The organism is Arthrobacter sp. Y3222053, assembly GCF_059092805.1.
On sequence record NZ_JBNHIA010000004.1, the window covers coordinates 182358 to 200143 of the forward strand.

Here is a 17786-nt window from a genome sequence, read left to right on the forward strand (position 1 = left end):
CGGACCGGGGCTTTGTGCTGCCTGCCCTCCGGGGACAGGCCCCGGCCCGGGTCAGAGCAGCCGCCGGGCGGCCGCCCATCGGGTGAGCTCGTGGCGCGAGGAGAGCTGGAGCTTGCGCAGGACGGCGGAGACATGCGTTTCGACCGTCTTGACGGAGATGAACAGTTCTTTGGCGGTCTCCTTGTAGCTGTAGCCCCGGGCGATCAGCCGCATCACTTCCAGCTCGCGGGCCGAGAGCCGGTCCAGCTCATCGTCGGAGGCCGCCGCGGGGGCAGGGGCCGTGCCGAAGGCATCGAGCACGAAGCCCGCCAGGCGCGGCGAAAAGACAGCGTCGCCCTCGGCGACCCTGGCCACGGCATCGGAGATCTCGGCTCCGGACACGGTCTTGGTTACGTAGCCGCGGGCGCCGGCCCGGATGACCGTGACGACGTCCTCCGCCGCATCGGACACGCTGAGCGCCAGGAATCGGGTGGCGGGCAGGAGGTCGGAGCAGCCGGCGATCACCTCGGCGCCGCCGCCGCCCGACCCGCCGGGCAGATGCACATCCAGCAGCACCACCCGGGGCCGGGCGGTGCGGATGGCCGCGACCGCCGACTCAACGGTGTCCGCCTCACCCACCACCCGGACCCGCCCGTCCAGGTCCGCCCGCAGGCCGGAGCGGAAAATGGCATGGTCGTCGACGACCACCACGCTGATCGGTTCCCCCGTGTTCACTTGTCCTCCGTCGTCGTACCGGTTCGAAATCCGCCTGCCGCAGGCCGCCCTGCGGCTGTCCCGCCGTCGGGCGCCGGCCGCCGGCCCTGTCCCGGGTCCGACGGAGGCTGGCCCTGTGCAGGGTCCGGCGGCGGGACCGTGACCGGCTGGCTGAGGTGGACCTCGGTGCCTTCCGCCCCGCTCCTGATCCTCGCCTGGCCGCCATGGCGCCGCATCCGGCCCACGATCGATTCACGGACGCCGAGGCGGTCCTCCGGAACGGTGTCCGGATCGAACCCGGTGCCCCGGTCCCGGATGAAGACCTCCAGCGTCTCCGGCCCGCACTCCAGGTAGACGGAGATCGGCCCGCCCGCGTGCTGCGCGGCGTTGAGCAGGGCGGCACGGGCGGCCTGGGCCAGCGCACCGGTGTCGGTGCCGGGCGCTTCCTCCCCCACAGCGATCACTTCCACCGGGTGCCCGTACGCATCCTCGACCTCGGCCGCAATGGTGCCGAGGACGTCGGCCAGCCGTCCTGCGGTGCGGCTGCGGTCCGCGTAGAGCCATTGCCGCAGTTCGCGTTCCTGCGCGCGGGCCAGCCTGGTCACCTCGGCCTCCGAGCCGGCCCGGTTCTGGATCAGGGCCAGGGTCTGCAGCACGGAGTCATGCAGATGCGCGGCGATTTCCGCCCGTTCCGCCTCGCGGATCCGCCCGGACCGTTCCCGCTGCAGTTCCCGCCAGTACTTCACGGCCCACGGAGCCAGCACCAGGGCCGCCCCGGCAACCACGGCCAGGGAGGCCAGCATTCCCGCCGCCAGCACGTCCCAGGTCATGGAGCCGGCCACGATCAGCAGCAGGCCGAAGATGGCCAGCAGCAGCCCGAGGAGCAGCCGGACGAGTCCTGCGGCCCGGTTGGCGCCGGCGCCCTGGACCAGTTCGGCCCGGCGGCTGGCATCAAGCTGGGACCAGGCGAGCACCGCGCCGCCCGCAACCGCCGCGACCGGGACCAGCATGCCCAGGTCGATGCCTGCCCCGAAGCGCTGGGCGATGACGGCCCCGGCCAGCAGCAGCAGCGCCGCTCCGATGAGGACATCCCGGTTCCCGAGGGCCGCCGTCCGGCGGCCCGCCGATCCGCTGCCGGCCTGCTGGAGATAACGGGCGAAGTTCTCCGCCACGCTGCGCGGATTGCGGCCGGCGCCCGCCGCCGACTCCTCGGCCGTCGGAACGCTCACCCACAGCCAGGCGTACAGGACCGCTCCGGCGCCGCCGGCCAGGGTCAGCGCCACCATGCCTGCGCGCACCAGGCCCGGCTCCCAGCCGAGATGGGCGGCCAACCCGGCGCAGACTCCGGCCACGGGGGCACGGGAAGGACGGACGAGGGGAGCTTTCACGTCTCCATCCAAGCACGCGCCGCGCCCCGGAATGCGGTTTCGCCGGTTCTTTGCCGAACGTTCAGGGCAGGTTCAGGGACGGTCTCAGGGACATCCCCGATGCGCCGGACATCCGCGCCCGGTTGACTGGTATCCATGAACGAATCCTCCGTGCCGGGAGCAGCCGGCACCCACGACTCCCCTTCCCCGGCAGGCGGCCGCCCCGCCGGCTCCCCCGGTCGGCCGCCGGCCGGCGCCTTCTTCGCCTGGCTGCGCGGGCTCGGCGTCGTGCGTTCGGAGAACCGGTGGATCGCCGGCGTCGCCGAGGGTATCGCCGTCCGGACCGGCCTTGACCCCGCCCTGGTCCGCGGGCTGTTCATCGTGTTCGGACTCTTCGGCGTCGGGCTGCTGGCCTACGGCGTGGCCTGGGCCCTGCTTCCCGAACCGGACGGACGGATCCAGGTCGAGGAGGCGGCCGCCGGTCGCTGGAGCGCAGGCATGACCGGTGCCCTCGTGTTCTCGGTGCTGGGCCTGGGCGGTCCGGGGATCTCCTTCTGGGCCCGGGACGGCTGGCTGTCCGGCGCCTACTGGGGGGTCTTCTGGATCGCCGGCGTCATTGTGCTGGTGTACTGGCTCTCCACCCGGAACCGCCGTCCGGGTGAAGCCGGCGGCGACCGGCCGCCGAACGACTTTGCTGCCCCCGAGGGCGGGCGCGTGGACCAGCACGGGAGAACCGGCCCGGATGCCTCTGCTGCCGGCCATGCCCTGCCCGGGCTTCCCGCCGGGACCGCTGCTTCCGCCGCCGACGCCGCTCCGGCCAGCCCGGGCGGAGCCGACGGCTACGGGGCGGGCTCCTACGGGGCGGCGGCCAACGGAACCGGCGGCTACGGAACGGGGTCCTACGGCCACGGGGCCGCAGGCGACGCCGGCACCCGGAACGGTCGCGACGGCTGGGGAGCAGCCTACGGTCCGGCGGCGAGCGAACCCGCTTCGGAAACCTGCTCGTCCACTCCGCCGGCGGGGTGGACCATGCTCCTGCTCGGGTCCGGCCTGCTGACGGCAGGCGTCCTGCTCGCCCTGGACTACACCGGCTCGCTGATGTTCGAGGAGCCGGCTGCCACCGCCCTCGCGGCGGCAGCCGGGGTCCTGGGCCTGGGGATCGTCGTGCTGGGCTGCCTCGGGCGGTCCTCGGGCCCGTCCGGAGTCCTGGCGGTCCTGGCCCTGGCCGGCGCCGCGGCCGCAGGCGGAAACCTGCTCCACTCAAATGTCGTGGTGGCCAACCAGTCGACCTGGACCGTGGACTCCGTCGGCAGGGCCGCCGACGGCTACACCGTGGCCGCAGCACAGGGCAATCTGGACCTCACCGGCCTGACGGATGAGCTGCGGGACGGCACGGTCACCGTGCCGGTGTCCGTGGCCGCCGGTGACGTGGCCATCCTCGTGCCCGACGACGTGCCGGTGAGTGTCCGCTCGGAGATGGTGCTCGGAAACGTCTCCCTTGAAGAAGGCGGCTCACAGCAGACCTCCGCCGGCATCTGGACCGGCGGCGAGGAGAAGCGGCTCAATGCCGAAGAAGAGGGCAGCCGGCTGGTCATTGAAGTCCAGGGCATCGTCAGCAACGTCCTGGTCACCACGAATGAAAGCGGGATCAACCGATGAGCAGCAGCATGAACAGCGACAGCGGGGGCTTCCTCCCCGATCCGGAGCACGTGCCGGGTGCCGGACCCGAAAGCGCCGGACTGCAGCCCGGGAACGGGCCTGTCGGGGAGCGCCGGCCGATGCGCGTGGGCACAATAGTCTGGGGCCTGGTCCTGATTTCGCTGGCCTCCCTCCTGCTGGCCGTGCGGGTGGCCGATGTGCAGCTGGACGCCGGGCTTGTGGCGTTGGGCCTGACCATCGGTGCGGGTACCGCACTGGTGGTCGGCGGGCTGCTGACAGCTGTGAACCGCCGGAGCTGACGCTCCGGCAGCACACCGGACCGCGGCCGCCCGGCCCGGAACCGTTAAGACGAACGCGGCTGCGGCCGCAGTTAGGAACTTCGCCGCCATGGACAGCTTCTTCAATTTCCTCCGCCGCTCCCCCATCCGCCGCGGTCGGGGCTGGCTCGGGGGCGTCTGCGCCGGTATAGCTGCCTACTTCAGATGGGATGTGGCCCTGGTCCGGGTCGGTGTGCTGCTCAGCTTCCTGCTGCCGTTCATCGGAGTGGGAACGTACCTGGTGGCCTGGCTGCTGCTGCCCAGGTATGACGGCCGGATCCTCTTGGAAAGCATCGTGGGCCGCACGACGCGCCCCGGCCCGGGTCATTAGGCTCCGGATCCGTCGCACCGGCGCCGCCTGAGTCCTTCCCGCCGTTCCCGTGGCTAGAATGGCGGGAAGTCCGGCGCTTACGACAGCAGGGGTGTGCAGTATGAAGATCGGGATTCTGACCAGCGGCGGCGACTGCCCCGGCCTCAACGCGGTGATCCGCGGCGCGGTGCTCAAAGGCATCAAAGAGTACGACGGCGTTGAGTTCGTCGGGTTCCGCGACGGCTGGCGCGGCGTCGTCGACGGTGATGTCATGGATCTGCCCCGCCAGATGGTGCGCGGCATCTCGAAGCAGGGCGGTACCATCCTCGGCACCTCGCGCACCAACCCCTTTGAAGGCCCCAACGGCGGGCCGGAGAACATCAAGGCGACCCTGGCCCGGCTGGGCATCGACGCGATCATCGCGATCGGCGGTGAAGGCACGCTCGCGGCCGCGCAGCGCCTGACCGATGCCGGCCTGCAGATTGTCGGCGTGCCCAAGACGGTGGACAACGACCTCGACGCCACCGATTACACCTTCGGCTTCGACACCGCGGTGCAGATCGCCACGGAGGCCTGCGACCGGCTGCGCACCACCGGCGAGTCCCATCACCGCTGCATGGTTGCCGAGGTGATGGGCCGCCACGTCGGCTGGATTGCCCTGCATTCCGGGATGGCGGCCGGTGCGCACGCCATCCTCATTCCCGAGCATCCCGCGAGCCTGGACCAGGTGGCGCAGTGGGTCAACGAGGCCTGGGCCCGCGGCCGTGCGCCGCTGGTGGTCGTGGCGGAGGGCTTCGTCACCACCGACATGGAAACCCCGCACTCCGAGCGCGGCCTGGACAGCTTCGGCCGCCCGCGGCTCGGCGGCATCGGCGAGCTGCTGGCGCCGGAAATCGAAGCCCGGACCGGCATCGAGACCCGCGCCACCGTGCTCGGCCACATCCAGCGCGGCGGGGTTCCCACGGCCTACGACCGGGTGCTCGCGACCAGGCTGGGCATGGCCTCGGTGGATTCGGTGATGCAGGGGCTGTGGGGCACCATGGTTTCGCTCAGTGGAACCAACATCGTCAACGTCGGCTTTGAGAAGGCACTGGGCAACCTCAAGCGGGTTCCGCAGTCCCGCTACGAGGAAGCCGCAATCCTTTTCGGGTAGGCCGCGCACCCTGTGGGTTTCCCGTGACGGACGGCCTGCGGGTGTAGGTTGGCACCTATGGATCTTGATCCGGGAACAATCGCCATCATCCAGCTGGCATGGTCCCGGGGCCTCGGCCTCGATGACGGTGCCCTCGCTGATGCCGACGCGAACGAGCGCATCTACCACGTCACCGCCGAACCGCGGCGGCTTTCCTTCGTCCGCCTGTTCGGGCGGGAGGTATTCTGCGGGCCGGAGTGGGCCGCGGAGTACGTCCGGTCCAAATCCCTGTCGGAACTGACCCGCGGCTCCACCCTCATGCGGCTTTCTCACGACGTGGGCGGCCGGGCGCTGGGCACCGAGCTGCTGTATTTCGCAGACACGTTTCCCACCCTGTTCCCCGCCGAGGACTACGCGGTGGGCGAGGATCCCCTGCTGGTGGGCGCGCTTGAGCGGCTCTGCCCGCCCGACGACGTTTCCGAGGCCGGGCTGAGCGCGCGGGACTCGGTGTTCACCCTGGTCGACGACTCCGCCGGGGAGGAACGGGTCCTGTCCGGGGCCGGCTATTCGCTCAGCGAGGGGATCCTGGCCGACATGTCCGTCCTGACGGCGCCGGCCGTACGCCGCCGCGGACTGGGCAGCTACATCAGCGCGGTGGCTGTGGAAGATGCCATGGCGGCGGGCCTGATCCCTCAGTGGCGGGTGGAATCCGGAAATGTGGGCGCCGCACGCACGGCCGTCAGCAGCGGATTCATAGCGGCCGGACTGCGCGCCTCGGTCGCCCTGCCGGCAGCCTAGGCCTGCTCTGCCGGGCCGGAGCCCAGCAGGGCCGCCAGGTCCGGGCGGTTGAAGAACGCGGCCGCCTCGCGGGCGGAGGGCGTGCCGGCGTCGGGGTCCGCGCCGGCGGCGACCAGGACCTCCACGACCTCCGAGTACCCCTTGAACACCGCTCCGGCCAGGGGCGACTGGCCCCGGTCGTTGAGGGTGTCCGGATCGGCGCCGCGGCGCAGCAGCAGCTCCACCAGCGGCGCATGGCCGTGGTACGCGGCGAGCATCAGCAGGGTGTCACCGGTCGAGCTGGTGAGGTTCACCGGAACACCGGCGTCGAGGTAGGGCACCAGAACCGAGGCATGGCCGGCACGTGCGGCATCGAACAGGCGTGCCGCCAGCTCCAGCATCTGCTCATCTTCGTTCGGGCCGCCGGCGGGGGCCTGGGCCCCGGTGTCCGGATGCTCACTCATTGATCGGTCCTCTCCTCACCGCGCCGTTCCGGCGGCACGGTTTCCGCGTACCGCCCCGTCCGGGCCGGCTGCTGTCTCTGCGGTTACCAGTTTCGCACGACGGTCAGCGCGGCGTGCGGACCCCGCGCAGCAGCCCGGCGGGGCGTCCGACCACCTGCCCGGCGTCGGGAGCGACAATCAGTTCCTGGGCGGCGGCGTAGATCTCCTCACCGTCACGCACCTGGAGCGTGACCGCCGGATCGGTGGACCGCTTGACCACGGCCAGCGCCACAGCGCCCATCTCGTAGTGCTGGGCGGCGCTGGTCACCCGGCCGACGGTGCGCCCGCCGGCCACGACCTCGCTGCCTGCGGCGGGAAGGGTGTGCAGCGAACCGTCCAGCTGCAGGAACACCAGCCGCCGCGGCGGGTGGCCGAGGTTGTGGACGCGGGCCACGGTCTCCTGCCCCTTGTAGCAGCCCTTGGACAGATGGACCGCCGTGCGGAGCAGGTCCAGCTCGTGCGGAATGGTCTTTTCATCGGTGTCGAGTCCCTGCCGGGGCCGCCACGCGGCGATCCGAAGCGCCTCCGCGGCCATGCTGCCGGCCAGCGGAAGTCCGGAGGCCTCCACCGCGCTCTCCAGCCCGTCCGCCGGCACCAGATACTCGTGCCAGCTGCGCTCGTGGCCGGGATGGGATTCCTCCGCCACCGCGGTGTAGGCCCAACCGCCCGGGGCGACCCGGGGCCAGGGATCCGCCCACATCAGACCATCCGACCAGGCGGGCACCTGAACGGTGCTGCCCAGGACGGCCCACTGTGCCGACACATCGGCGACCTCCACGCGGAGCATGAACTTCATGGACTCCAGCCACGCCGCAAGCGGCGCCGCGAGGTGCGGTTCGACGATCAGCCAGGTCCGCTCGCCGTCGTCGAGCACCCGCGCTTGGTAATCGATGCGGCCCTGGACGCTGAGCAGCAGCAGTTCGGTGGAGGTCCCGGGAGCCAGGCCGGTGAGCTGCTGGGAGGAAAGCGTATGCAGCCAGCTGAGCCGGTCGGGACCGGTCACGGTCACCACGCCGAGGTGGGACAGGTCGACCACGGCCTGCCCTGCCGCCAGGGCACGCTGTTCGGGCAGGGGGCGGCCGTAGTGGGCCGCGACGCCGGCGTCGGCGCCGGAGGCCTCAACGGCGCCGGGGCGGGAGAGCAGGGGGCTGGAGTACGTCATGACAGGTCCAACGCATCGCACCGTCCGGGTAATCCCGGCTCAGGCCTGCTTCTTCAGGATGGCGGAGGCGTGCGCCTTCAGGGACGCGCCTTCGGCGGCGGTGTCCCAGCGCCAGTACAGGTCTCCGTTGACCAGGCCGAAGATGCGGGTCGCGGCCGAGTACTCCTTGGAGTTCTGCCCGCGCATCACCAGGTCGGTGGTGAGCTGGATCTGCGGGCCCTTGATCTGCCCGTAGTACAGCTCGGCTATGCCGCCGGGGTGAACGATCGTGGCGGTGATGTCGAACCCGCCGTTCTCGTTGCGCAGGGCTTCGACCTCGTCGGCGCTGCGCAGCGCCGGGACGATGTCTCCGGGCACCAGGCCCGGGCCGGCGTCGGCCTCGTTGAGCGGACGGTCCAGCGCCCAGAATCCGGTCTCCACGGCCAGCGGACGCAGGAAGGTACCCTCCTCGTCAGTGAGCCAGCTTTCGGCGGTGTACTGCAGGTACGGCAGCCCGTTCTGGGTGAACGTCACCCGCTGTCCGAAGTGCTCGGAGTCGGCTTCGCCTTCTCCCAGGCGCCCGGCACCCTCCCAGGTGCCCAGCAGCCAGGACAGGGGAACCAGTTCGGGCGTCAGATCGGTGGGGATTTCCATGGGCATTGCTGATCCGTCCCTTCGGTCATTCGCGCCGCGCAGGCGCCGTTATGCGGTTGTCCGGCCCGCAGGCGGGGCGCAGGGGAAGAAGGTTACTTCTGTCCCTTGTACAGCCGGGAGATGACGAGCCCGGCGAAGCCGGCCATACCCAGGCCGGCGAGACCCAGCAGGACGATGAAGAAGATTTCGAGAGCAAGAAGCGACATGCCTACATCCTAGCGTGGAGTTGGAGCGGATCCGTTGCCTGTGACACGCGCCCGCAGGAGAGTGCAGGTCCCGGGGTGGTCCCGGGAGTGCGGGGGTCAGGGCAGCAGCAGCCGGCCCAGGAAGTAGGTGCCCGCACCCAGCACCAGCACCGGTCCGAGGGCGACGGCCACCTTGCCGCCCAGGTTCAGCGCTTCGTCCCGGGACAGCACGAGCCGGCGCACCGCCATGATGACCGCTGCGCCCACCGCGCCGATAACCGCGCAGGGCAGCAGCACGGAGGAATCCAGCAGGACCGCGGCCAGCCCGGAGGCGATGGCCCCGGCGAGCACCCCCAGCGGAGCCAGCATCCGGTCCGGAAGGGGGATCATGGCCGCCGCGAGGGCCACCAGCGCTCCGGCGGCGCCGGTGACGGCGGCCAGCGGTTCGCCGTCGGCCAGGTGCGGCAGCCGGTCCAGGGCGACCCAGCCGGAGCCCAGGACAACGACGAGGGCCCCGGAGACGGCTCCGATGGTCGATTCCAGCCGGTGCGCCTGCCCGGTGCCGCGCAGCAGCTGGATCAGGAAGATCGCGCCGACTCCGACGGCGGCGGCGGCCGGCATCCAGGACATCAGCGAGGTGGGCGGAGCGAACGCCGCCCCGGCGACGGAACCGGCTCCGACGAGGGCCAGGGCGGCGCCCTGGCTCTTCCGGGCGGGAATGTCGAGCAGATGCGGCCAGGCCAGCCCGACGGCGGCCGCGGCGGCGGCGCTGACGCCTGCCACCGCCCATTCATTCCAGAAGGATGCGGCAACGACCGCGACGAGGGCAGCGGCCGTCCCCAGTGCCAGGCTCCAGTATTTCACCCTAGCCATCCTGCCTTATGACGCGGATGGGTCGAAAGCTACGGGGCGTCCGGCCGGGCGTGGGTATACTTTCAACCACTCTCAGGCCGGCGAGGACCGGGCTCAGACAGTGCCCGACGATGTGCGCCCCGACTCTTGGAGGACCTATGTCGCACATACTGCTCTTGACCAACGGTTCCGGCCCGTCCGTCGAAGTCCTGCCCGCCCTGGAACTGCTCAACCACCAGGTGCACGTGGTGCCCGCGGAGCCCACTGCGCTGCTGGATACCGATCCCTGCGACGCCGTCCTCGTCGATGCCCGCCGCGACCTTGTCGGGGCGCGTTCCCTCACCCAGCTGCTCAAGGCCACCGGCCTGAGCACCCCGCTGATGCTGGTGCTCACCGAAGGCGGCATGGCTGCCGTGGCGGCGAACTGGCAGGCCGACGACGTGATCCTTGACAGCGCCGGCCCTGCGGAGCTGGAAGCCCGGCTCCGGCTGCTCATCGCCCGTGCCACCGCCGCCGCGAACGACACCGGTACCGAGATCCATGCCTCCGGGGTCGTCATTGACGAGGCCTCGTACACGGCCCGCGTCAACGGCTCGGCGCTGAACCTCACCTACAAGGAGTTCGAGCTCCTGAAGTACCTGGCCCAGCACCCGGGCAGGGTCTTCACCCGGGACCAGCTGCTGCACGAGGTCTGGGGCTATGACTACTACGGCGGCACGCGCACCGTGGACGTGCACGTGCGGCGGCTGCGCGCCAAGCTGGGCCCGGACCATGAGAACCTGATCGGCACCGTGCGCAACGTCGGCTACCGGTTCGCCCGGCCGCGCCTGACGGAGGATCCGGTGAGCAGCGCCGGCCGCGACGCCAAGGGCTGATCCCGCCGCTGCCCGGCGGCCTGTCGCCTCCAACGCCGCCCGCGCTAGGCTGCTGCAATGAGCGAGCCGACTGCCACCAATGATCTGACCAACTGGCCGGTGGAGGAATCCGCCGGAGCGCCCGCGCCCGAGCTCCTGCAGGAGGTGCTTCGGCTGGCGGAGGAGTCACGGGAGGCGGACGGAAACCCGCCCTTCTCCGAGCAGACCCTGCTGGACCTGCGCTCGCCCGGCTTCCCGGGGCACCTGTTCGTCTGCCGCCCCGACGACGGTGTACGGCCCTCCGGCGCGCCTTTGGCCGGCGCCGCCGTCCTCGTCCCCGGCGGGGACGGCCCGGCCGTGGCGGAGCTGGCCGTGCACCCGGCCTACCGGAGCCAGGGCGCCGGAACCGCTCTCGCCTCGGCCGTGCTGGCGACCGGGGCGGCCCCCCAGGCCTGGTCCCACGGAAACCATGAGGCGGCCGGACAGCTGGCCGCACGGTTCGGCTACGCTCCGGTCCGCGAACTGTGGAAGATGCGCCTGACCCGGTCTTCCCTGGACGAACCGCTGCCCGCGCCGGTCCTGCCGCCCGCGACAGCCCTGCGCGCCTTCGAGCCCGGCCGCGACGAGGAGGCCTGGCTGGCCGCCAATGCCGCCGCATTTGCACACCACCCGGAGCAGGGCAGCCTCACCCGCGCGGATCTGGACGCCCGCATGGCCGAGGACTGGTTCGACCCGGCCGGCTTCCTGCTGGCCGTGCGGGAGGACGACGGCGCGCTGCTCGGCTTCCATTGGACCAAGGTGCACGCAGGCTCCGCCGGACATCCCGACGTCGGCGAGGTGTATGTGGTGGGAGTGGTGCCCGAGGCCCAGGGAACGGGACTCGGGAAGGCGCTGACGCTGGCCGGGATCGACCACCTGCACCGGGCGGGACTGGAGTCGATCATGCTGTACGTCGACGCCGACAATGCACCCGCCGTCGCCCTGTACCGGCGCCTCGGGTTCGTGCGCTGGGACGTCGACGTGATGTACGCGAAGCAGCAACCCTTCCCGGAGCCGTGTCGCTTGTAATGTTGAGGTGAGGGCCGGCGGCCCGGGCCTCCGCGCACCGGGCCGTGCCGGCCATGCCCCCAGCAGTCAGGAGAAAAGATGGACTCCGATATCGCCGCAGACGCGCGGTCGGGCTTCGGCTCGGCCGATGCGATGTCAGCGCCGCGTGCCACCCAGGACCGCATCGACCTGCCCGACTTCGGGCCGGCCCTGCTGCCCAGCGGGGACATCACCCCTGAGCGGTTCCTCGACCGCGAGATCAGCTGGCTGCATTTCAACGCCCGGGTGCTCGAGCTCGCCGAGGATCCGGACCTGTACCTGCTGGAGCGTGTCAATTTCCTGTCGATCTTCGCGTCCAACCTGGACGAGTTCTTCATGGTGCGGGTCGCCGGGCTGAAGCGGCGCGTCGCCACCGGACTGGCCGTTCCCTCCGCCGCCGGGCTGAGCCCGGTGGAACAGCTGGAGGAAATCATGGAGGCCGGGTACCGGCTGCAGCAGCGGCACGCCGACGTGTTCGCCAAGCAGATCCGTCCCGCCCTGGCCCGCGAGCAGATCTACCTGGTCAGCTGGGACGAACTCGACGACGCGTCCAAGGCGTATCTGCACCGGCAGTTCGCCTCCAAGGTGTTCCCCATCCTGACGCCGCTGGCAGTGGATCCGGCCCACCCGTTCCCCTATATCTCCGGGCTCTCGCTGAACCTGGCCGTGGTGGTGCGCAATCCGGTCAGCGGCAAGGAGTTCTTCGCCCGGGTGAAGGTGCCGGACCAGCTGCCCCGGCTGGTGTCGGTCGACGGCGCCCGCGCCGGCAACGTGGCCGGACGCACCGCGCGGTTCATTCCGCTGGAGGACGTGATCGCCGAGCACCTGGACCAGCTCTTCCCCGGCATGGACGTCGTCGAGCACCACACCTTCCGGGTCACCCGCAACGAGGACCTGGAGGTGGAGGAGGACGACGCCGAGAACCTCCTGCAGGCCCTCGAGAAGGAGCTGCTGCGGCGCCGCTTCGGCCCGCCCGTGCGCCTGGAAGTTACCACCGACATCAACCCGAGCATCCGCGAGCTGCTGGTCCGCGAGCTCGGCGTGGAGGAGGATGAGGTCTACGCGCTGCCGGCGCCGCTGGACCTCCGCGGGCTCTCCCGGATCAGCGACATCGACCGGGCGGACCTGCACTACCCCAAGCACGTGCCGCACACCAGCACGCACCTGAAGGAATCGGAGACCTCAAAGCCGGCGAACGTATTCGCCGCGATGCGCCGCCGCGACATCCTGCTGCACCATCCCTACGATTCGTTCTCAACGTCGGTGCAGGCCTTCCTGGAGCAGGCCGCCGCGGACCCGCGGGTGCAGGCCATCAAGCAGACCCTCTACCGCACCTCCGGCGATTCCCCCATCGTTGATGCGCTGATCGACGCAGCGGAGGCCGGCAAGCAGGTCCTGGCCCTGGTGGAGATCAAGGCCCGCTTTGACGAGCAGGCGAACATCTCCTGGGCCCGCAAGCTGGAGCAGGCCGGGGTGCACGTGGTGTACGGCATCGTCGGCCTGAAGACGCACTGCAAGCTCTCCCTGGTGGTCCGCCAGGAAGTGGACGGGCTGCGCCGCTACTGCCACATCGGCACCGGCAACTACCACCCCCGCACGGCCCGGTACTACGAGGACCTGGGCCTGCTGACCGCCAACGAGCAGGTCGGCGAGGACCTGACGAAGCTGTTCAACCAGCTCTCCGGATACGCGCCGAAGTCGACGTTCAAGCGCCTGCTGGTGGCGCCGCGCTCCGTGCGCTCGGGACTCATTGACCGGATTGAACGCGAGATCGCGAACCGGAAGGCCGGCCTCGACGCCCGGGTGATCATCAAGGTCAACTCCATGGTCGATGAGGCGATCATCGATTCCCTCTACCGCGCCTCGCAGGCGGGGGTGAAGGTGGACGTCATCGTCCGCGGCATCTGCTCGGTGCGTCCCGGCGTGCCCGGCCTGAGCGAGAACATCACCGTGCGCTCCATCCTCGGCCGGTTCCTGGAGCATTCCCGGGTCTTCGCCTTTGCGAACGGCGGAGATCCGGTGGTGTACATCGGCTCCGCGGACATGATGCACCGCAACCTGGACCGCCGGGTGGAGGCGCTGGTGCAGCTGCGCGCGAAGGAGGACATCGACGAGCTGATCGAGCTGATGGACCGGTACCTGGATCCGGGCACCTCCAGCTGGCACCTGGACGAAAAGGGCATCTGGACCCGGCACCACAAGGATCCCGACGGCACTCCGCTCAGCGACGTCCAGTCCTGGCTGCTGGCGCAGCATTCCCGGCAGCGCACCGGAAGCCGCCGGTGACCGTCGAGCCCCGGCAGCAGCCGGATACGGGCGCCGCCGCGCCCGGGGCGGCGCCGCAGTCCCCGCCGCACGCAGGACCAATTGCGGACGACGTCCCGGTGGCTTCGATGCCCGCTGACGGTCCGGAGCCCCTCGGCGGGGAGCCGAAGGTCGTGGCCGCAGGTGCGCTCTGCTGGCGGGTCCGGGACGGGGCGCTGCAGGTGCTGCTCATCCACCGTCCCCGATATGACGACTGGTCCTGGCCCAAGGGCAAGCTCGACGCCGGCGAGACCACCCCCGAGTGCGCCGTGCGCGAGGTGCGGGAGGAAGTGGGCCTGCAGATCCGGCTGGGGGTCCCCCTGCCCTCGACCCGCTACCTCGTGGGTTCGGGGTTGAAGGTGGTGCACTACTGGGCGGCCAAGGTTGAGCGCGGACGGCCCGAACCGGACGGCAAAGAAGTGGATGAGGCGCGCTGGCAGGATCCGGGAACCGCCCGGACCCTGCTCACGAACCCGACCGACCGGGAACCGCTCGATGCCCTCGTCCAGGCGTTCGACGCCGGCCGGCTGGACACCTTTCCGCTGATCATCGTGCGCCACGCCAAGGCCAAGCCGCGCTCCGCCTGGTCACGGGCCGAAGGCGACCGGCCGCTGGTGGCCACCGGGCTGCGCCAGGCGAAGGCCGTATCGCGGCTGCTGCTGGCCTGGCGGCCCGGACGGGTGCTGACCAGCCCGTGGGTGCGCTGCGTGCAGACGGTGCGCCCCTACGTGAAGGCCGAGAACCCGCGGTTCAAGACCGTGGACGCGGTGACCGAGCACAATGCCCGGCGCAAACCGGGCAAGGCCCGGGCCGCCGTCGAGGGCCTGTTCGATAAGGGCAAGCCGGTGGTGCTGTGCACGCACCGCCCGGTGCTGCCGCTGGTCTTTGAGGTCCTGGCCGGGCACATGCCCGCGGACATGGCCGGGCAGCTGCCGAAGAAGGACCCCTATCTGGCGCCCGGCGAGGCGGTCATCTGCCAGGTCAGCCGGCGCGACACGTCCCTGGTGCTTTCCCTGGAGCAGTACCGGGCCTTCGACGACTGAACGGACGGGGGCTGCCCGGACGCCGGCAGGCCCCCGGCAGCCCTCCAGCTTCCTGAACTAGACTGTCGGGGTGAGCATTCCTACCCCGTACGAAGACCTGCTGCGCGACGTGTTGGCGAACGGAACGCAGAAGTCGGACCGCACCGGCACCGGCACCCGCAGCGTGTTCGGCCGGCAGATGCGCTTTGACCTCGCGGAGTCCTTCCCGCTGATCACCACCAAGCGCGTGCACTTCAAGTCCGTGGCCCTGGAGCTGCTCTGGTTCCTGCGCGGAGACTCCAACGTCCGCTGGCTGCAGGAGCGCGGCGTGACCATCTGGGACGAGTGGGCCGACGACGACGGCGAGCTCGGCCCGGTCTACGGCGTGCAGTGGCGCTCCTGGCCCACCCCCGACGGCGGGCAGATCGACCAGATCGCCAAGCTCATCGACGGCCTCAAGACCAACCCCGACTCGCGCCGGCACATCGTCACCGCCTGGAACCCGGCCGAAGTGGACAACATGGCGCTGCCGCCGTGCCACGCCATGTTCCAGTTCTACGTCGCCGACGGGCGGCTCTCCTGCCAGCTCTACCAGCGCTCCGCGGACCTCTTCCTGGGCGTGCCGTTCAACATCGCCTCCTACGCCCTGCTCACCCTGATGGTGGCCCAGCAGACCGGCCTGGAGCCCGGCGAGTTCGTGTGGACCGGCGGCGACGTGCACATCTACGACAACCACATGGACCAGGTCCACGAGCAGCTGACCCGGGAGCCGTTCCCCTATCCGCAGCTGCGCCTGGCCCGGCGCCCGGAGAGCATCTTCGACTACCGGCTGGAGGACTTCGACGTCCTCGACTACCGGCACCACCCCGGCATCAAGGCCCCCATCGCGGTCTGAAAGGACTATCCGTGCCCACTGAACCCACACGTTTCTTTCCCGTGCCCGCCGGGGACCAGGCAGCCGACTTCACCCTGACCGATGCCCTCGCCCGCACCGGCGGGCCGGTGCCCTCCCCCGTCATCGGCATGATCTGGGCGCAGACCGCCGACGGCGTCATCGGCGCCGGCGGCGGCATGCCCTGGCACCTGCCCGAGGACCTCGCCCACTTCAAGGCCGTGACCGAGGGCCACCCCGTGATCATGGGCCGGCGCACCTGGGAGTCCTTCCCCGAGCAGTACCGGCCGCTGCCGGGGCGGACCAACATCGTGGTCTCCTCCTCCCCGACCCTCGGGGAGGAACTGGACGGGCGCGCCGTCGTCGTCGACTCCGTGGACAAGGCGCTGGACACCGCCTGGCAGAGCCCCGGCGGCGACGAAATCTGGCTCATCGGCGGTGCCGCCCTCTTCGAGGAGACGGCCACGCTGGCGCACGTCGCCGTCGTCACCGTCATCGACACCACCGCCGAAGGCGACACCTTCGCCCCGCGGCTGGGCCCGGACTGGACCTTCGTCGGCGTCAATCCCGCCAGCGGCTGGCACACCTCCGCGAACGGCCTGAACTACCGGTTCGCCCTGTGGACCAGGGCCGGGCAGGACGCCGCCGGATAGCCAGTCCGGCCGGGCGGCGTAACCCCGCCGGTCCTCTGCCCGCAGCGTACGGAGACGTAACCCACAGACCGGATGCGGGCCGCTGGCCTAGAATGGTCCGCATGACTTCTGCAGCTTCCTCCGTGCCCACCGCAGGCTTCGTCGGCTGGCGGGGCATGGTCGGTTCCGTCCTCATGCAGCGCATGCAGGACGAAGGCGACTTCGACCGCATCAACCCGGTGTTCTTCTCCACCTCCAACGCCGGCGGCGCAGCGCCGGCCTTCGCCGACGGTGCGGGCCCCCTGCAGGACGCCTACGATATCGAGACGCTGGCGAAGCTGCCGATCATCGTCACCGCCCAGGGCGGTGACTACACCGCCGAGGTGTTCCCCAAGCTGCGCGACGCCGGCTGGGACGGGCTGTGGATCGACGCCGCCTCCACGCTGCGGATGGACGACAGCGCGATCATCGTGCTTGACCCGGTCAACCGCGACGTGATCGACGCCGGGCTGGCCTCGGGAGTGAAGAACTTCGTGGGCGGCAACTGCACCGTCTCCTGCATGCTGATGGGCCTGGGCGGCCTGTTCCGCAACGGCCTGGTCGAGTGGGGCACCTCCATGACCTACCAGGCCGCCTCCGGCGGCGGCGCCCGGCACATGCGCGAGCTGCTCAACCAGTTCGGTGCGCTCAACTCCGCCGTCGCCGCGAACCTGGCCGACCCGGCGTCGGCCATCCTGGAGATAGACCGCGCGGTGCTGGCCCAGCAGAAGGATCCGGCCATGGACGCCTCGCAGTTCGGCGTGCCGCTGGCCGGTTCCGTGATCCCGTGGATCGACGCGGACCTGGGCAACGGCCAGTCCAAGGAGGAATGGAAGGGCGGAGTTGAGACCAACAAGATCCTCGGCCGCGGCTCCGACTCACGCATTCCCTTCGACGGGCTGTGCGTGCGGATCGGTGCGATGCGTTCGCATTCCCAGGCACTGACCCTCAAGCTCACCGAAGACCTGAGCATCGCCGAGATCGAACGGATCATCGACGCCGACAATCAGTGGGCCAAGGTAGTGCCGAACACCAAGGAGGCGACCATGGAGCAGCTGACCCCGGTCGCCGTCACGGGCACGCTGGACATTCCCGTGGGCCGCATCCGCAAGCTGGAGATGGGCCCGGAGTACATCAGCGCCTTCACCATCGGTGACCAGCTGCTTTGGGGCGCCGCAGAGCCGCTGCGCCGCATGCTGCGGATCGCCACCGGCACCCTGTAGGCCCCTTTCGCCGGGCGGCCCGACGCCGCAAACGCGAAAGCCCGCCGCTGCACTGCAGCGGCGGGCTTTCGCGTTCCCTGCCGACGGTGAAGGTTTCCCCGGGACAGCAGCTGTGTCGCATAGACTGTCGGCAGGAGCCGGACC

The 17786-nt window shown here is 70.6% G+C and carries 18 protein-coding genes; 12 read left to right on the plus strand and 6 right to left on the minus strand.

The features are described 5' to 3' along the window. Positions 1 to 51: 51 nt before the first annotated feature. Together AC5RUW_RS12165 and AC5RUW_RS12170 are read right to left on the minus strand one after the other, a co-directional pair. Positions 52 to 714 (minus strand): LuxR C-terminal-related transcriptional regulator, encoded by a 663-nt coding sequence (locus AC5RUW_RS12165; RefSeq protein WP_494160931.1) that lies wholly within the window; start codon positions 712 to 714, stop codon positions 52 to 54. After that, complete coding sequence (locus AC5RUW_RS12170; protein ID WP_494160932.1) at positions 711 to 2081, minus strand: ATP-binding protein; 1371 nt, start codon at positions 2079 to 2081, stop codon at positions 711 to 713. Before AC5RUW_RS12170 ends, AC5RUW_RS12165 begins: the two co-directional genes overlap by 4 nt. Positions 2082 to 2216: 135 nt before the next feature. On the opposite strand from AC5RUW_RS12170, the gene AC5RUW_RS12175 reads away from it, so the two are divergent. The 5 genes from AC5RUW_RS12175 to AC5RUW_RS12195 all read left to right on the plus strand — a co-directional run bounded on the left by AC5RUW_RS12175 (position 2217) and on the right by AC5RUW_RS12195 (position 6276). Then, a complete protein-coding gene (locus AC5RUW_RS12175) occupies positions 2217 to 3719 on the plus strand; it encodes a PspC domain-containing protein (RefSeq protein ID WP_494160933.1) in 1503 nt (500 codons plus the stop codon). Further along, positions 3716 to 4018, plus strand: a complete 303-nt coding sequence (locus AC5RUW_RS12180; RefSeq protein WP_494160934.1) for a hypothetical protein — start codon at positions 3716 to 3718, stop codon at positions 4016 to 4018. Before AC5RUW_RS12175 ends, AC5RUW_RS12180 begins: the two co-directional genes overlap by 4 nt. Before the next feature lie 88 nt (positions 4019 to 4106). Continuing rightward, on the plus strand, positions 4107 to 4367 hold the full coding sequence (locus AC5RUW_RS12185; RefSeq protein ID WP_494160935.1) for a PspC domain-containing protein: 261 nt from the start codon (positions 4107 to 4109) through the stop codon (positions 4365 to 4367). 100 nt (positions 4368 to 4467) lie between these two features. Continuing rightward, entirely contained in the window at positions 4468 to 5499 is a 1032-nt protein-coding gene (locus tag AC5RUW_RS12190) for a 6-phosphofructokinase (RefSeq protein WP_494160936.1), read from the plus strand. Positions 5500 to 5556: 57 nt separating this feature from the next. After that, on the plus strand, positions 5557 to 6276 hold the full coding sequence (locus AC5RUW_RS12195; RefSeq protein WP_494160937.1) for a GNAT family N-acetyltransferase: 720 nt from the start codon (positions 5557 to 5559) through the stop codon (positions 6274 to 6276). Here AC5RUW_RS12195 and AC5RUW_RS12200 read toward each other — a convergent pair. The 4 genes from AC5RUW_RS12200 to AC5RUW_RS12215 all read right to left on the minus strand — a co-directional run bounded on the left by AC5RUW_RS12200 (position 6273) and on the right by AC5RUW_RS12215 (position 9602). Next, the gene (locus tag AC5RUW_RS12200; protein WP_494160938.1) at positions 6273 to 6719 is read right to left on the minus strand and encodes an ankyrin repeat domain-containing protein; all 447 of its coding nucleotides are present in this window, start codon (positions 6717 to 6719) and stop codon (positions 6273 to 6275) included. The genes AC5RUW_RS12195 and AC5RUW_RS12200 overlap by 4 nt on opposite strands. Positions 6720 to 6822: 103 nt before the next feature. Further along, the gene (gene ygfZ / locus AC5RUW_RS12205; protein ID WP_494160939.1) at positions 6823 to 7920 is read right to left on the minus strand and encodes a CAF17-like 4Fe-4S cluster assembly/insertion protein YgfZ; all 1098 of its coding nucleotides are present in this window, start codon (positions 7918 to 7920) and stop codon (positions 6823 to 6825) included. A gap of 39 nt (positions 7921 to 7959) precedes the next feature. After that, the gene (locus AC5RUW_RS12210; RefSeq protein ID WP_494160940.1) at positions 7960 to 8559 is read right to left on the minus strand and encodes a heme-binding beta-barrel domain-containing protein; all 600 of its coding nucleotides are present in this window, start codon (positions 8557 to 8559) and stop codon (positions 7960 to 7962) included. 296 nt (positions 8560 to 8855) lie between these two features. Beyond that, entirely contained in the window at positions 8856 to 9602 is a 747-nt protein-coding gene (locus tag AC5RUW_RS12215) for a hypothetical protein (protein ID WP_494160941.1), read from the minus strand. A gap of 146 nt (positions 9603 to 9748) precedes the next feature. On the opposite strand from AC5RUW_RS12215, the gene AC5RUW_RS12220 reads away from it, so the two are divergent. The 7 genes from AC5RUW_RS12220 to asd all read left to right on the plus strand — a co-directional run bounded on the left by AC5RUW_RS12220 (position 9749) and on the right by asd (position 17642). Beyond that, complete coding sequence (locus tag AC5RUW_RS12220; protein WP_494160942.1) at positions 9749 to 10465, plus strand: winged helix-turn-helix transcriptional regulator; 717 nt, start codon at positions 9749 to 9751, stop codon at positions 10463 to 10465. Between the two features lie 57 nt (positions 10466 to 10522). Further along, entirely contained in the window at positions 10523 to 11512 is a 990-nt protein-coding gene (gene mshD, locus AC5RUW_RS12225; protein WP_494160943.1) for a mycothiol synthase, read from the plus strand. A 78-nt stretch (positions 11513 to 11590) separates the two neighbouring features. Next, positions 11591 to 13816, plus strand: coding sequence for an RNA degradosome polyphosphate kinase (locus AC5RUW_RS12230; RefSeq protein ID WP_494160944.1), 2226 nt, complete (start codon positions 11591 to 11593; stop codon positions 13814 to 13816). A 107-nt stretch (positions 13817 to 13923) separates the two neighbouring features. Beyond that, positions 13924 to 14877: an NUDIX hydrolase gene (locus tag AC5RUW_RS12235; protein ID WP_494161066.1), complete on the plus strand. Its 954-nt coding sequence runs from the start codon at positions 13924 to 13926 to the stop codon at positions 14875 to 14877. 70 nt (positions 14878 to 14947) lie between these two features. Then, positions 14948 to 15751, plus strand: a complete 804-nt coding sequence (locus tag AC5RUW_RS12240) for a thymidylate synthase (protein WP_494160945.1) — start codon at positions 14948 to 14950, stop codon at positions 15749 to 15751. A gap of 11 nt (positions 15752 to 15762) precedes the next feature. Next, entirely contained in the window at positions 15763 to 16401 is a 639-nt protein-coding gene (locus AC5RUW_RS12245) for a dihydrofolate reductase (RefSeq protein WP_494160946.1), read from the plus strand. A 101-nt stretch (positions 16402 to 16502) separates the two neighbouring features. Beyond that, positions 16503 to 17642, plus strand: a complete 1140-nt coding sequence (asd, locus tag AC5RUW_RS12250; protein ID WP_494160947.1) for an aspartate-semialdehyde dehydrogenase — start codon at positions 16503 to 16505, stop codon at positions 17640 to 17642. Positions 17643 to 17786 lie beyond the last annotated feature (144 nt).

Excerpts from the sequence above, each read along its gene's own strand:
- AC5RUW_RS12175 (WP_494160933.1), top strand. The coding sequence starts at position 2,217 with ATGAACGAATCCTCCGTGCCGGGAGCAGCCGGCACCCACGACTCCCCT.
- AC5RUW_RS12180 (WP_494160934.1), top strand. The coding sequence starts at position 3,716 with ATGAGCAGCAGCATGAACAGCGACAGCGGGGGCTTCCTCCCCGATCCG.
- AC5RUW_RS12185 (WP_494160935.1), top strand. The coding sequence starts at position 4,107 with ATGGACAGCTTCTTCAATTTCCTCCGCCGCTCCCCCATCCGCCGCGGT.
- AC5RUW_RS12190 (WP_494160936.1), top strand. The coding sequence starts at position 4,468 with ATGAAGATCGGGATTCTGACCAGCGGCGGCGACTGCCCCGGCCTCAAC.
- AC5RUW_RS12195 (WP_494160937.1), top strand. The coding sequence starts at position 5,557 with ATGGATCTTGATCCGGGAACAATCGCCATCATCCAGCTGGCATGGTCC.
- AC5RUW_RS12200 (WP_494160938.1), bottom strand. The coding sequence starts at position 6,719 with ATGAGTGAGCATCCGGACACCGGGGCCCAGGCCCCCGCCGGCGGCCCG.
- ygfZ (WP_494160939.1), bottom strand. The coding sequence starts at position 7,920 with ATGACGTACTCCAGCCCCCTGCTCTCCCGCCCCGGCGCCGTTGAGGCC.
- AC5RUW_RS12210 (WP_494160940.1), bottom strand. The coding sequence starts at position 8,559 with ATGCCCATGGAAATCCCCACCGATCTGACGCCCGAACTGGTTCCCCTG.
- AC5RUW_RS12220 (WP_494160942.1), top strand. The coding sequence starts at position 9,749 with ATGTCGCACATACTGCTCTTGACCAACGGTTCCGGCCCGTCCGTCGAA.
- mshD (WP_494160943.1), top strand. The coding sequence starts at position 10,523 with ATGAGCGAGCCGACTGCCACCAATGATCTGACCAACTGGCCGGTGGAG.
- AC5RUW_RS12230 (WP_494160944.1), top strand. The coding sequence starts at position 11,591 with ATGGACTCCGATATCGCCGCAGACGCGCGGTCGGGCTTCGGCTCGGCC.
- AC5RUW_RS12235 (WP_494161066.1), top strand. The coding sequence starts at position 13,924 with ATGCCCGCTGACGGTCCGGAGCCCCTCGGCGGGGAGCCGAAGGTCGTG.
- asd (WP_494160947.1), top strand. The coding sequence starts at position 16,503 with ATGACTTCTGCAGCTTCCTCCGTGCCCACCGCAGGCTTCGTCGGCTGG.